Source organism: Arthrobacter sp. BB-1 (genome assembly GCF_006151685.1).
Taxonomy (GTDB): Bacteria; Actinomycetota; Actinomycetes; order Actinomycetales; family Micrococcaceae; genus Arthrobacter.
Map to the genome: position 1 here is coordinate 37,214 of NZ_VDEV01000018.1, position 13,450 is coordinate 50,663.

Annotated in this window: 13 protein-coding genes; 6 read left to right on the forward strand and 7 right to left on the reverse strand. The window is 66.0% G+C overall.

Going from position 1 to position 13,450, the window contains the following annotated elements; genetic code table 11:
• Window positions 1-74: 74 nt before the first annotated feature.
• Window positions 75-824 (reverse strand): TetR/AcrR family transcriptional regulator, encoded by a 750-nt coding sequence (locus FHJ30_RS10080; protein ID WP_240793664.1) that lies wholly within the window; start codon window positions 822-824, stop codon window positions 75-77.
• On the opposite strand from FHJ30_RS10080, the gene FHJ30_RS10085 reads away from it, so the two are divergent.
• From FHJ30_RS10085 to FHJ30_RS10095, 3 genes are read left to right on the forward strand one after another with little or no spacing between them, the layout of a single operon-like run.
• The gene (locus FHJ30_RS10085; protein ID WP_139029162.1) at window positions 823-2,184 is read left to right on the forward strand and encodes an acetyl-CoA C-acetyltransferase; all 1,362 of its coding nucleotides are present in this window, start codon (window positions 823-825) and stop codon (window positions 2,182-2,184) included. The two genes, FHJ30_RS10080 and FHJ30_RS10085, sit on opposite strands and share 2 nt — an antisense overlap.
• Before the next feature lie 9 nt (window positions 2,185-2,193).
• Entirely contained in the window at window positions 2,194-3,534 is a 1,341-nt protein-coding gene (locus FHJ30_RS10090) for a 3-oxoacyl-ACP reductase (protein WP_139029163.1), read from the forward strand.
• The gene (locus tag FHJ30_RS10095) at window positions 3,531-4,442 is read left to right on the forward strand and encodes a MaoC/PaaZ C-terminal domain-containing protein (protein WP_139029164.1); all 912 of its coding nucleotides are present in this window, start codon (window positions 3,531-3,533) and stop codon (window positions 4,440-4,442) included. The genes FHJ30_RS10090 and FHJ30_RS10095 overlap by 4 nt, the downstream gene beginning before the upstream one ends.
• On the opposite strand, the gene FHJ30_RS10100 is transcribed toward FHJ30_RS10095, so the two are convergent.
• From FHJ30_RS10100 to FHJ30_RS10120, 5 genes are all read right to left on the reverse strand, one after another.
• Window positions 4,439-5,491, reverse strand: a complete 1,053-nt coding sequence (locus FHJ30_RS10100) for an aromatic acid exporter family protein (protein WP_139029198.1) — start codon at window positions 5,489-5,491, stop codon at window positions 4,439-4,441. The two genes, FHJ30_RS10095 and FHJ30_RS10100, sit on opposite strands and share 4 nt — an antisense overlap.
• A gap of 147 nt (window positions 5,492-5,638) precedes the next feature.
• The gene (locus FHJ30_RS10105; protein ID WP_139029165.1) at window positions 5,639-6,748 is read right to left on the reverse strand and encodes a serine hydrolase domain-containing protein; all 1,110 of its coding nucleotides are present in this window, start codon (window positions 6,746-6,748) and stop codon (window positions 5,639-5,641) included.
• 25 nt (window positions 6,749-6,773) lie between these two features.
• Window positions 6,774-7,886 carry a glutathione S-transferase family protein gene (locus FHJ30_RS10110; RefSeq protein ID WP_139029166.1) on the reverse strand — a complete coding sequence of 371 codons (1,113 nt, stop codon included), beginning with the start codon at window positions 7,884-7,886 and terminating at the stop codon, window positions 6,774-6,776.
• Window positions 7,887-7,895: 9 nt separating this feature from the next.
• Complete coding sequence (locus FHJ30_RS10115; protein WP_139029167.1) at window positions 7,896-8,636, reverse strand: M50 family metallopeptidase; 741 nt, start codon at window positions 8,634-8,636, stop codon at window positions 7,896-7,898.
• Between the two features lie 158 nt (window positions 8,637-8,794).
• Window positions 8,795-9,097 carry a DUF4193 domain-containing protein gene (locus FHJ30_RS10120; protein ID WP_066275770.1) on the reverse strand — a complete coding sequence of 101 codons (303 nt, stop codon included), beginning with the start codon at window positions 9,095-9,097 and terminating at the stop codon, window positions 8,795-8,797.
• A 208-nt stretch (window positions 9,098-9,305) separates the two neighbouring features.
• On the opposite strand from FHJ30_RS10120, the gene FHJ30_RS10125 reads away from it, so the two are divergent.
• Entirely contained in the window at window positions 9,306-10,451 is a 1,146-nt protein-coding gene (locus tag FHJ30_RS10125; protein ID WP_139029168.1) for a glycosyltransferase family 9 protein, read from the forward strand.
• The gene (locus tag FHJ30_RS10130) at window positions 10,448-11,419 is read left to right on the forward strand and encodes a glycosyltransferase family 9 protein (RefSeq protein ID WP_228405958.1); all 972 of its coding nucleotides are present in this window, start codon (window positions 10,448-10,450) and stop codon (window positions 11,417-11,419) included. Before FHJ30_RS10125 ends, FHJ30_RS10130 begins: the two co-directional genes overlap by 4 nt.
• A 327-nt stretch (window positions 11,420-11,746) precedes the next feature.
• Here FHJ30_RS10130 and FHJ30_RS10140 read toward each other — a convergent pair whose 3' ends face one another.
• Window positions 11,747-12,409: a GDSL-type esterase/lipase family protein gene (locus tag FHJ30_RS10140; RefSeq protein ID WP_139029170.1), complete on the reverse strand. Its 663-nt coding sequence runs from the start codon at window positions 12,407-12,409 to the stop codon at window positions 11,747-11,749.
• A 156-nt stretch (window positions 12,410-12,565) separates the two neighbouring features.
• On the opposite strand from FHJ30_RS10140, the gene FHJ30_RS10145 reads away from it, so the two are divergent.
• Entirely contained in the window at window positions 12,566-13,270 is a 705-nt protein-coding gene (locus FHJ30_RS10145) for an HNH endonuclease family protein (protein WP_139029171.1), read from the forward strand.
• The last annotated feature ends 180 nt before the right edge of the window (window positions 13,271-13,450 follow it).

Consider the following 13,450-nt stretch of genomic DNA (forward strand, 5'->3'; position numbering starts at 1 on the left):
TGACAGTGCTTGGTGGTTACGGGTGGTTGGTTACGTTGGCTGAGGGTCGTGTTTGCCTGGCGGGCAGTGTGGGGTCATCCGCGCGCCGAGGGTGAGAGTTCGGGGGCGATGCCTACGCACAGCCAGGCTGTGATCTGCCGTGCCATCGCCTCCTGGCCGGGCTTGGCAGGGGAGTCCGGAGTGCTGAGCCATTGTTCCCCGGCGTTGCGCACCAGTCCGATAGCCGCCTTGGGCCAGTAGCCGATCACTGCCTGCTTGCCGTCGCCCAGGTGCGATCTCATGGGGGTGGCAATCATGTCGGCCACGGCGTCAAAGAAATGTCCGAGCGCCCCGGACACTGCGCCCGAGGAACCCTCCGGGTCGCCGCTGCCGTACCGGGTGACGAACGTGTAGACGTTCGGGCTGGTGTCCGCCATCTGGAGGTAGGCGGAGACCATGGCCAAGAGGCCTTCGCGCGGAGTGTCCGCGTTCTGGGCGGCTTCCTGGATCCGGCGCTGCATCTGGCTTAGGACAACTTCGCCTACGGCCTGCTGAAGCCCGGCCTTGTCACCGAAATAGCGGTAGAAAACGGACTTCGAGGTGCCGGCTGCGGCAGCGATCTCTTCCATGGAGGCGTCGCTGCCCAGCACGTGTACTGCACGCCGTGCGGACTTGATCAGCTCCCTGCGGCGTTCCTCCCGGTGGCTCTGCCAGCGCGAAGAGCGCCCGTCAGGGCTGCCGGGTGCAGGCGGGGCGGCTGCGCCGTTGTCGTGGTTGTTCACGATACTCAGCGTATCAGGTACGCTGGGTATCGGTAACCGCACGTGACCCGAGGAGATATCCATGTCCATTGACGGACAGTCCACAGCTGGACCCGAAGAAGCAGGCAGCCTGGCTGCAGGAACCCCTGGCCTCCGCAAGGCAGTAATCGTCGGAGGAAACCGGATTCCGTTTGCCCGCGCCGGCAGCGCCTACGCAAAGTCCTCCAATCTGGACATGCTGACCGCGGCACTGGACGGGCTCATCGCCCGGTTCGGACTGCAGGATGAGCACATCGGGGAAGTGGCCGCCGGTGCGGTCCTCAAGCACTCCAGGGACTTCAACCTCACCCGCGAAGCGGTCCTGGGTTCCGCGCTCTCCGCCGAGACCCCTGCCTATGACCTGCAGCAGGCGTGCGCCACCGGCCTGGAGGCGGTAGTGGGATTGGCCAACAAGATCAAGCTGGGCCAGATCGATTCCGCCATTGCCGGTGGGGTGGATTCCGCCTCCGATGCTCCGATCGTGGTCAGCGAGGGCCTTCGCGAAGTGATCCTGGACCTCAGCCGGGCAAAGACGCTGCCGCAGCGGCTGCAGATCCTCGGCCGGCTGCGGCCCAAGGACCTGGCCCCGTTGGCTCCCGGCACCGCCGAGCCGCGGACCGGCCTTTCAATGGGCGAGCACCAGGCCCTGACCACGGCGCAGTGGAAGATCACCCGCGAGTCCCAGGATGAGCTGGCCTATAAGAGCCACCAGAACCTGGCCGCCGCCTACGAGTCCGGGTTCTTCGATGACCTTGTGACGCCCTACCGGGGCCTGGTGCGGGACGGCAACCTCCGCGCGGATACGTCGCTTGAGAAGCTCGCTACCCTGAAGCCGGTCTTCGGCAAGAACCTCGGTGCCGCGGCCACCATGACTGCAGGCAACTCCACCCCCCTGACGGACGGAGCCTCCACCGTCCTGCTGGCTTCGGAGGCCTGGGCGGACGCCCATGACTTGCCTAAGCTTGCTGCCGTGGTGGACGCAGAGGCCGCTGCAGTGGACTTTGTCCATGGCAAGGACGGCCTGCTGATGGCACCCGTATTCGCCGTGCCCCGGCTGCTGGCCCGCCAAGGCCTCACGCTGGCGGACATTGACTTCTTCGAGATCCATGAGGCTTTCGCAGCCACGGTCCTCAGTACCCTCGCGGCATGGGAGGACGAGGAGTTTGGCCGTACCCGCCTTGGGCTGCAGGGCGCCTTCGGCAGCATCGACCGGTCCCGGCTGAACGTGAACGGGTCTTCGTTGGCCGCCGGCCACCCTTTCGCCGCAACCGGCGGCCGGATCGTGGCTTCACTGGCCAAACAGCTGCATGCCAAGGGCAGCGCTGATGGCCGGCCCGCGCGCGGCCTGGTCTCGGTCTGCGCGGCCGGCGGCATGGGCGTCGTGGCTGTTCTCGAATCGCTGTAGGGGGTCCAGGTGACAGACAAGTATGCACAACTGGTAAACCAGGGCCTGGGCAGGAATGTGGCCAGGAAGCTCGGACTGCCCCAGCCCACGCTCCTTCGGCGCTACGCGGCCGGACAGCCCCTGATCACCGGCCCCATCCTGGTCCAGGGAAGCACACAGGGGGCCGATGCCCTGTCCGCCGAACTCCTTTCCTGGGACCTTGATGTCCGGCGGCACGCAGTACCGCGCGAAAAACTGGGCGCCATCATCATGGTGCTGGATGAAGTGGCACACCCAGGGGACCTCGAAAAGCCCATTCTCTCGGCAGCTGCCTCACTGCGGGATCTTGCCCCCGGTGGTCGCGTGGTCACGGTGTCCAGGCCGGCGTCGGACGCTGATTCCCCTGCAGCTGCCGCTGCCCGGCAAGGGATCGACGGTTTCCTCCGCTCGCTGGCAAAGGAACTCCGCGCCGGCGCCACAGGCAACGGCATTGTCCTGAGGAGCGGGATCCAGGCCACCAGCCCCAGTGCCCTTGCAGCACTCCAGTTCTTCCTCTCCGGCCGTTCGGCCTTCGTGGACGGGCAGTTTGTGACGGTGTCCGGCACATCCGGACAACTTGCCAGTGACCCGGAAAAACCGCTGGCCGGCAAGATTGCGGTAGTCACCGGAGCAGCACGCGGCATTGGAGCGGCCATCGCCCGCACCCTGCAGCGCGATGGCGCCACGCTCATCCTCGTGGACGTCCCCGCGGCAGGCGACCAGCTGGCGGCGGTGGCGAACGAGGTACGGGGGACCGCGCTCCAGCTGGACATCAGCAGGGACGACGCAGGACAACGGATTGTTGAGCATGCCGCGCAGCGCCACGGCCGCCTGGACATCATGGTCCACAACGCCGGCATCACGCGCGACAAGCTGCTGGCCAACATGGACCAGCCCCGGTGGAACTCGGTGATCAGCATCAACATCACCGCACAGCTCCGTATCAACGACGCGCTGCTCTCCTCGGAGCACTTTCGGGAATCGCCGCGAATCGTGTCAATTGCTTCCACCAGCGGCATCGCCGGCAACCGGGGGCAGACCAACTATGCGGCATCCAAGGCCGGGGTCATGGGAATGGTCAGGTCCACTGCTCCGCACATGGCCGCGCTCGGCGGCAGCATCAACGCAGTGGCCCCGGGGTTCATCGAAACCGAGATGACCGCCCGGATCCCCTTTGCCATCCGCGAGATCGGCCGGCGGCTGAACTCGCTGCAGCAGGGCGGACTGCCGGTGGATGTTGCGGAGGCCGTGTCCTTCCTTGCCACTGATGCAGCGGCCGGCATCAACGGTGAGGTGCTGCGGGTCTGCGGGCAGAACATGGTGGGCGCATGACGGCCGCCCAGCCGGTCATCCTTGGGGAGATGCCCTCGCTGTCCAAGCTCTACGTCAACGCCGCGGCCCAGGCCGCACGCCGGCGGTTGCTGGGCGCCCAGGATGGATCCGTCCTGCCCGCCGAAAGCCATGAAGTGCGGGGGGTCGGCGTGGACGTTGCCACGCTGACCGCCTACCAGCACCTGATCGGGGAGACGGCCAGCGACGTCCTGCCTGCCGGATTCATCCACGCCCTCGCCTTCCCCCTGGCCATGAGCGTGCTGAACAGGGACGACTTCCCCCTGCCATTGCTCGGTATGATCCACCTCCGTAACAGCGTTCAGCAGCGTTCCCCGCTGCTCTTCTCGGACACCATGGATATCTCTGCGAGGGTTGAGAACCTCCGCGGACACCGTGCAGGGACACAGGTGGACGTCGTGGCGGAAGTGCGGTTGTCAGGTGCAGGGGAGGCGTCCTGGCTGGGGGTATCCACCTACCTGGCCAAGGGAGTCTTCCTCCCTGGAATCGATAAGCCGTCCCCGGCCCCCGCGCGGGCGGAATTCAAGGCGCCGGATCCCACGGCACTCTGGCAGCTTGGCGTGGATACCGGCCGCGCCTACGCAGCGGTATCCGGCGACTTCAACCCCATTCACCTGAGCGTGCTGTCCGCCAAGGCATTGGGGATGCGGCGGTCCATAGCCCACGGCATGTACCTGGCGGCCAGGGCGCTCGCCGACGTAGGTCCGTCCCGTGGAGATTCCTTCACCTGGGACGTCGATTTCGACTCCCCGGTGTTCCTTCCCGGGGTAGTTGCCTTGGAGATCAGCACGGAAGAAGGCGATGCCGGTACGCGGACACGCTCCGACTTCGTGGCATGGAATCCCAGGTCGGGCCGCCGCCACTTCAGCGGCTCGGTCAGCGCCCTCTAGCCGGGCGTCCGGACAGCCCTTAGGATGCGGTGCAGGCTCAGCAGGACCGATTCGGACGCGGGAACTATTCCCTGCTCCGCCGGCCTTCCGGCGGTGGCAGCCATGCAGGCTTCCACCGCCGCCCTTGCCGCCTCGAAGTGCCCATCCTGTGCCGAGGCATCGTCCTCGCTGAACGAGCGCAGGAGGTCGCCCGTTGCTGACAAAGCGTCTGCCAGGGGACCGTTGTCCTGCAGGGGAACGCTGTACGGTGCCTCGCTGTCCCAGATGACGTCGGACAGCACGTCCGTGATGTCCTGGATGTGGAAGGTCACCCTCTCCAGTTCGCGCAGGTTGCGGTAATCAAGGTCGACGTCGCGGGGATGCAGTTTGCGCCTGGGATTCGCCCGCCGGCTCGCATCGGCTTCCTTGACCAGGTGCCGGACCGAGCGCGCCGCAGCGGCAAGTTCGTCTGAACGGCTGGACCAGTCCTCATGTTTGGGTGGCCACTCTTCCTTAAGGGCCGCTCCCATGTCGCTGAGTTGCCGGCCGAGGGCCAGGCGGAGCTCATCCAGGCTGGCAGCCGCGGCGTTCAGGTGCAGCGGCGGAAAGACCAGGAAGTTGATGCCGATTCCAACGGCAACTCCGAAACCCATCTGCAGGAGGTAGCCGAACGAAAAGTCGTCCGGATTGCTGCCGCCGACAAGCAAAACCAGCAGCGCCGCCGTCGGAATCCAGTCACTGCCCGAGCCGATCCCCGGCAGGCCGCCGAGCAACACTCCTATGCCCATGATGAGTGCGACGGCGAACGGTGACGGGTCCGTGACGGTAACCAACACGTACGCCAGGCCGATGCCGACCGCGAGACCGGCAAGGGCCTGGAGTCCCTGCCGCACCGAACCGGCAACATTGTGGTACATCGCCACCAGCGCACCCAGGGGCGCATAGTACGGATAGTTCGCGGCGGCCCCGGGCATGTGCGGCGCAAGGGCGAAGGCGAGGCCGGCCGCAAGAGCCGCTTTGGCAGCCAGCTGCAGCCGCTGCGCCGCAAAGGCCGACGACAGGCCGGACACCGCCTGTTTGAGAAAAAGGGTTCCCCTGGCCCACCTGGCATCCGGGCGTGCTTCAGACTGGCGCATTTGTACCACCCTACGGCGCCCTTGCAGCTGCCCCCAAAGGTGCAGGTCAGGCGGCCGGGCATCGGGGCCAGGCGGCGTGATTCAGGACAGTCCTGCCGCTGAGCGGCGCACCTCCGCCGCCAGGCGGTGGGCACGTCCCGGCGTTCTTCCCTCCTCCTGCCGCCGTGGAATGTACCCGAAGCCCAGGCCGTAGGCAGGATCCGCGAACCCGAGCGCTGCGTTGGCGCCCTCATGCCCGAACGCGCGGTGGCTGCCGAAGTTCCGCGACGGGTGCGGCTTCATGAACACGACGGCGAAAGCGTTGTCCAGCCCGGAGGACCGGTCAAGTCCCCATACCTGTTCCTGCGACATCTGCTCGAGGGTAGTGGTTGTCAGGAACGGTTTGCCGCCCTGGAGTCCGGTGGTGGCCGCCGCGTAAAGCCTTGCCAGGCCCCGTGCCGCTCCTACGCCGCCCGCCGCGGACATTCCTGCCGCCCGGACCGGGCGGATGTTGGGAAGCTCCATGATGGTGCTGACCGGCGCGTTGCTGTTCAGGCCCTCGAGGCTGAGCGGATCGAGCCAGGGCAGCTCCGGGCCGGCCGCGTAGAGGACGTCGCGGTAGCGGAACTCCTGGTCTTCCGGCAAGCCAAGGAAGAAATCGATATTGAAGGGGCTCCTGATCCGCCCTTCGTAGAGCTCCTGCAGGCTTTCCCCTGCTGTCCGCCGGCACAGCTCTTCCATGATGATCCCGATGGTGAGCGCGTGGTAGCCAAACTGCCGGCCGGGCTGCCAGGTGGGTACAGCCAGGGCTAGCCGGGCCGCGGCGGCAGGGGTGGTGAATTCGTCCAGCCCGAAGCCGCCTTCAATGCCCATGAGCCCTGCCTGGTGCGACAGAGCCTGCCGGACCAGGAGTCGGTCCTTGCCGTGCGCGCCGAATTCCGGCCAGTAGTGCGCTACGGTGCGGTCGAGGTCGAGCAAACCGTCCTGCACCAGCAGCGCTATGACCATGGCAGCCACCCCCTTCGAACAGGAGTAGGCTCCCGTCAAAGTGTCCGGCGCCATGTCCGGCCCGCCCGTCAGTTCCACCACCGGGACCCCGTCCTTGTAGGCGGCCAGCTGTGCGCTGTAGTGCGGATCCTCGCGCAGGAGCGACTCGAACAGGTCCAGGACGTTGTTGTATCCGGGCGCTACGTAGCCTTGAGCTCTATCCATGGCGCCCAGCTTATCCGGAAAACGCTTACTGCCCCTCGGCTGGCGCCCCGTGCCCGGGCATGACTTCCTCCCCTTCCCGGACGGGCCCGGGCGGTGTACCGTCCCCGAAGGGGCGGCCTCCAAGCGATTCCCGGCCATGGGGTTCCAGCCAGCCCTTGAGGTCCGGTCCTGCAGGGACAATGCCGGTGGGGTTGATGTCCTCATGGACGATGTAATAGTGCTGCTTGATCTGGACGAAATCGATGGTGTCGCCGAAGCCGGGAGTTTGGAACAGGTCCCGCGCGTAGCCCCACAGGGCGGGCAATTCGCTGAGTTTTTGCCGGTTGCACTTGAAGTGGCCGTGGTAGACGGGATCGAACCGGGCAAGTGTGGTGAAGAGCCTTACGTCGGCCTCGGTGATTGTGTCACCCACCAGATAGCGCTGTCCCGAGAGGCGCTCCTCCAGCCAGTCAAGGGCTGCCCATAACCGGGCGTAGGCGGAGTCGTAGGCTTCCTGGGACCCGGCAAAACCGCAGCGGTAGACGCCGTTGTTGACCTCGGTGAACACGCGTTTGTTGACCTGGTCGATTTCCTGGCGCAGATGCTCCGGGTACAGATCCGGCGCTCCGGCACGGTGAAATTCGGTCCACTCGGTGGAAAAGTCCAAGGTTATCTGCGGAAAGTTGTTGGTCACCACTGCGCCGCTGGCGACATCCACGATCGCGGGGACGGTGATGCCGCGGGGATAGTCCGGGAACCGCCTGAAGTAGGCGTCCTGGATGCGCTCGATGCCCAGGACCGGGTCCACCCCGCCAGGATCGAGGTCAAAGGTCCATGAACGGGCATCGTGGGTGGGACCGGGTTGTCCCAGTGAGATGGCGTCTTCAAGGCCAAGCAGGCGCCTGACGATCACGGTCCTGTTGGCCCAGGGGCAGGCACGCGCCGCGATCAGCCGGTAGCGTCCGGCCTCCACCGGCCAGCCCGGCTCCCCGTTCGGGCCGGGGGCTGCGTCCCTCGTGATGCGGTCTTCGATGTAGTTGGTGTCGCGGTTGAATTCCGCTCCACCAGTGACGTACGCGCCGCGGGTGCTGTGTTCGGCCTTGTTCTCCGAGGCCTGTGCCCTTGCCGCCTGCTGTGTGCTGTCCGTTTCCTGGCTCATGGGACCACCCTATGCTCCCGTGGGCAGGACAGTGGAGATGGGCTGCCAGGCCCAGAGCCACGAGCCAGCCACAAGGGCCGCGAACAGAAGGATCCAGACGGCGGAGGGCACCGAAGTGGCACGCCAGAGGAGGTACGCGTCGGAACTGGCCAGCCGGTCCCTGCGGCGCAGGTGCACGTGGGTGAGCTTGATGAGGTCGCGTACGGCGGCCACGAGCAGGGCCAGGCCCAGGATGACAGCCAGATGTCCGACGAAGGCGGCCGGCACAAAGAGGATCAGGAGCAGGGTGACGGCAATTGCCGCGGACGTGATCAGCACGCCTGTCAGGTTCCGGAGGAAGAGCAACGAGGCAGCCAGGGCCACGGCCCCGCCTGCAACGGCCGCCGGTCCCCATCCGCTGAAGCCGCACCACACAAACGTCGCGCCGACAATGGCGGGTACCGGATAGCCCCAAAAGCAGGACCAGGCGGTGGCGAGCCTGCTGCGGCTGTACGTGGTGGTGGTGCCGGAGTGGTCCAGGCCGAGCCGGATCCCGGATAACCGCTGGCCGCTGAGCACCGCAGCAACAGCGTGCCCCATCTCGTGTGTGGCCGTGGCCAGCAGGCCGAAGTACCGCCAGGAGCGGCGGGGCACTGACAGGGCGGCAGCTGCCATCACCGCCAGTGCCAGTTCGGTCAGTGTCACGCTGGGAGCATCTGCCCGGCTGAACGCTCCCAGCAGTTTGTCCCAAAGGTCCCCAGGTATAGTCATCAGGGCCGCTCGCTGACGGGGTCATCGTAAGCCATGGGCGCAACGGTACAGGGGCCGGCTGGGTGCGGGCTTAAAACCGGAAGGCACGCCAACAGCCGGGCGTGCCTCAGGATCGGTGGGACTGCGGACGTGCCGCAGCCCCACGTCGGCTGAATTATTTAGCCTTCGCACTCGGTGCAGTAGCTGTGGCCATCCTTCTGGCGCGCAATCTGGGACCGGTGACGGACCAGGAAGCAGGAGTAGCAGGTGAATTCGTCTTCAGCCTGCGGGATGACCTGTACCACGAGCTCTTCGGCCACGAACTCGCCTCCGGGCACGCCGGCTCCGTCGAGCCCGTCAGCCTCGTCCAGCTCCAGCACAACGCTGCGTGCGTCGGGAGCATTTGCTGACTGGAGCTGCTCGAGTGAGTTGTCCTGCGATTCCTTGACGTCGGAGCGCAGTTCGTCGTAATCGGTTGCCACTTTAGGTGCTTCTCTTTTCTTTGGTTCGCCTGTCGCGTATGAAACGTACAGCATCATGCGGCTATTCCCCAATACCCGGAGTATATTGACCGTCCCCTGGGTAATGGTTCAAGGAAGGCAGCCTTGCGGTTTACCGCCGCGTTGGGGCTGCGTGGGCAGCGGATGGCGCGGCAATCAGCGCGGTCCGCACTACTGGTAAGGGGAGCATGTGGAGCAGCTCACTGCCGAATTCGGTGGTTCAGTGCAGGTAGGTACGGGTGTTGGTCCGGTCCTGGAAAAATTCGAGTCCGTTTCAAGGATCGCCGTGTTGCGGGGCGGAGGCCTTGGAGACCTGATCTTCGCCATCCCTGCCATGGCAGCGCTCAAGGCAGCCTACCCCGGAGCAACCCTGACCTTGCTGGGCACTCCCGTCCACAGGGCGCTGCTAGCGGCAACCAAGAGCCCGGTGGATGAAGTGTGCGTGTTGCCATTCGCTGAAGGCGTGCGCCCGGGGGAGGAGGACCCGGCGGAGCTGGACGCGTTCTTTGATGACATGCGCGGACGCCGGTTCGACCTGGCCGTCCAGCTACATGGCGGCGGCAGGTACTCCAATCCCTTCCTGCTTCGCCTTGGGGCCCGGCACACGGCAGGCACCCGGACGGCGGACGCCGCCAGCCTCGAGCGCACGGTTCCCTATATCTACTACCAGCATGAGCCCCTAAGGGCGCTGGAGGTCGCCGGCATGGCCGGCGCTTTCCCCCTCGACCTGGAGGCCCGCCTGGCGCCGGCTGAAGGCGGCGCCCCGCCCACCGTCGTAATGCGCGACGACGGTGCCGGGCCTTGGGTAGTGGTGCATCCGGGCGCCACGGATCCCCGCCGCCGCTGGCCCGTGAGCCGGTTCGCTGAACTTGCGGCGGCATGCGCCGCGGACGGCTTCCGCGTTGCGGTCATCGGGGATGAGAATGAACGCGCCCTTGCCGGGCAGGTGGTGGAACAGGCAGCTTCCGCCAATGTCCATTCATTCGCCGGGGACCTGGACATGGGCGGACTTGTGGCACTGCTGGTCCGGGCGGCCGTAGTAGTGGGTAATGACAGCGGGCCCCGGCACCTTGCCCAGGCGCTGGGAGTTCCAACAGTGGGTATTTTCTGGGTGGGCAATGTCATAAATGCCGGTGCGCTGGGCAGGAGCCTCCACCGCATCCACGCCTCCTGGGTGACCGCCTGCCCTACCTGCGGCATAGACGTGACCCAGGTTGGGTGGACGGCGCCGCGCTGCCCGCATGATGACTCAGTAGTGGCCGGTATCCCGGTACGGGATGTACATGAGGACGTACGCAGCCTGGCAGCTTCCGAACTGGCGAAAGCGGACGCATGAGCGGCGCGGACATTTCCATGGCTACCGGTCCGGACAACCGCATTGATGGTAAGCCGGAGCTTCTTGTCCTGCGGGCCCTGAAGCTGGGCGACCTGCTGGTTGCGGTGCCTGCCCTCAAGGCCCTTCGGCGCACGTTCCCCGGACACCGGCTGCGGTATGCGGCCCAGGGGTGGCTCTCGGAAGCCCTGGGCCTTGTGGGTGGCTACGAGCTCCTGCCCACGCATGGCCTGGACGAGCCGCTGGCCCTGGAAGCGGGCATGGTAGACGTGGCAGTGAACCTGCACGGCAGCGGCCCTGAAAGCCAGGGGCGCATCGATGCCCTTAAGGCGCGGCAGACGATCGGCCACCGCAGCGAGCACCGGGACGGGCCGCCCTGGCGGGCAGAACTGCATGAGCGGGAACGCTGGGTACGCCTCCTGGAATGGCACGGGATCGACGCCGACCCGCTGGACGTTGGTTTGAACACGCCGCACGTACGCAGCCCGGTTCCCCATGCCACGGTCCTGCATGTTGGCGCTGCCTACGGCAGCCGGCTCTGGCCCGCTGATCGTTTCGCTGCTGTTGCCACGGCCCTGGATAAGGCAGGGCACAACGTTGTCTTCACTGGGGGAAGCGGGGAACGGGACAGGGCGGTTGACGTCTGCCGGCGTGCGGGGCTCCCGGACGGTGCGGTGCTGGCGGGGCGGCTTGGCCTGGGCGAGTTTGCTGCAGCCATCGCTGCCGCGCGCCTTGTCATCTCGGCCGATACCGGTGCTGCCCATCTCGCGTCGGCTTACGGAACGCCGTCAGTGGTTCTTTTTGGACCCGCCCCACCCGAGATCTGGGGGCCTCCGCCCGGACCGCATGTTGTCCTGACGCGTGCCGAGCTGCGGCGGGGGGACACCTTCGCTGACCAGCCGGACCCGGCGCTGCTGGCAGTCACGGTTGCGGATGTCCTGGCCGCGGTCCGCGAGTTGGGGTTGCTGTAGCGCTTCCAAGGCTGGGAAGCATTAGGTTTGGGGGCTCCTTCAGGGGCTTGGAGCCCTAAAATAGGGCTATGGGCGCTGACATAGAGATTGCGTTGGTGTTTACGGTGGCGTTCCTCTGGATGGGCGGAACGTTCGCGATCCTGTCCGGGATAGACCGCCCGGAACGGAAAGCCCGGCGTCAGGAGCGGAGAGCCAGCCGGTCAGGGAAGCGGCGGGTCAGGTACCGCCCGGTTGTGCAGGACTCCCGGATGGAGGAACAGGCCAGGCGCCATAGGCCGCCCCGCAGACTGCGTCCGCACTGACGCGACTCAATGCCGTCGCCTTCCCTTACCGGGTGATGACGATCGATTGGCCCATGTCCGGCAGCGGTTTCCTTTGCGTAAAGGAGGAGATGGCGCGGGCGATTTTCTGCCCGCCCTGCGATGACGGTTCAATGGGGTTGGCGTAGTCGGTGTCGACGCTGCAGATGAGCCGAAGGTCGATAAGTGCAGCGCCACGGGAAAACGCGGCCCTGGTAATGGCATCGTTGAACAGGCACAGTGCCGCCTTGATGATTCTCTGCCCCGGCTCCGAAGGCGGAGTGTCATAGATGGTGCACACTGCGAAAGGCAGCCCCGCTGACCCCACCCTGTCCAGCATCGCCCCGTAATCGGCGGCAAACGTATCCTGCACGCTCGCGAGCATGGCGAGAGCTTCCCCCACGGAAGAGGAACGCTCATGCAGGAGCGGTGCATAAGCCAGGGCGTCGTTGCCGCCCGCGCTGACCACCAGATGCGTGGCATCGGACGGCAGGAAAACGAGCTGGCGGGAAACGCCTCCCACAACGTCCCCGTCCACGGCCAGAAGCGTGCACTTCCACCCGGGCACGGCGTGCCGCAACTGGGCGATGACGGCGGGACCGCCGCCGACATAGGCGGCGTTATCAAAGATGGAATCGCCCAGCAGGACGATATGCCCGGTGCCAGCCTCCGCCGTCGGAAAGTCTTCCATGGGCACATACTGCCTTGCCCGGCGAACCTCCGCCAGAGTTCCGGCTGTGACCGGCACAACGGACCGCCTCCGCCGGGGCTGCTGTTACGCCCTGTAGCGTGGACGGAACCGAAGGAGGATCCGATCAGACAGCCCCACTCCACTTGTTCTGCGCTCATGGCCGGCATCATCCTTGCGGGAGCGCTCGCAGGTTGTGGTGGCGCAGCGCAGTCTGTGACGGAAATTCTGGACGGCGGCCAGGGAATCGCCCTTGGGCGACCTGCCAGCGAGCCCGCAGGGCATGGCTTCGAGCTGCAAGGGGCTGCCGAAGCGCTGGCGGCACTGGAAAGAATCCCCATCAAAGGCCGCGCCCCCAAAACCGGTTATTCCCGGGAGGAGTTCGGCCCTGCCTGGGCTGATGTGGACCGCAACGGCTGCGACACCCGAAACGACATCCTTGCCCGCGACCTTGAGGATGAGACCTTTAAGCCCGGTACACGCGACTGCGTCGTCAGCACAGGAACACTGGCTGACAGATACACTTCGACCACCATCAGTTTTGTCCGGGGCGACAAGACTAGTGCCGCAGTCCAGATTGACCATCTCGTTCCGCTCAGCGACGCGTGGCAGAAAGGCGCTCGGCAGCTGAGTGGGGAGCAACGGCAGCAGTTCGCCAATGATCCGCTGAACCTGATGGCGGCGGACGGTTCCACCAACGGCGCCAAGGGAGACAAGGACGCGGCCACCTGGCTGCCCCCAAACAAAGCTTTTCGCTGCGAATATGTTGCCCGCCAGACAGCCGTGAAGGCCAAATACCAGCTGTGGGTCACCCCTGCCGAGCATGATGCAATCGCCGCTGTCCTGGCTGCCTGCGTGAAATGACGGGATGTGGCCCACCCCCGAAATGGTGCGTCACTGGGCCACACCCCGCCGGCTTATTCCGGCCCTGTGGGACGGGAATCTTGCGGACAGTTCGGCTCGCGCGTGCGGTGGTGCGGTTCCCGCTCCGTCGGCCGCAGCAGCTTTCCGGCCTTATCCGAATCGACGAAGTCCCGCGGCCGC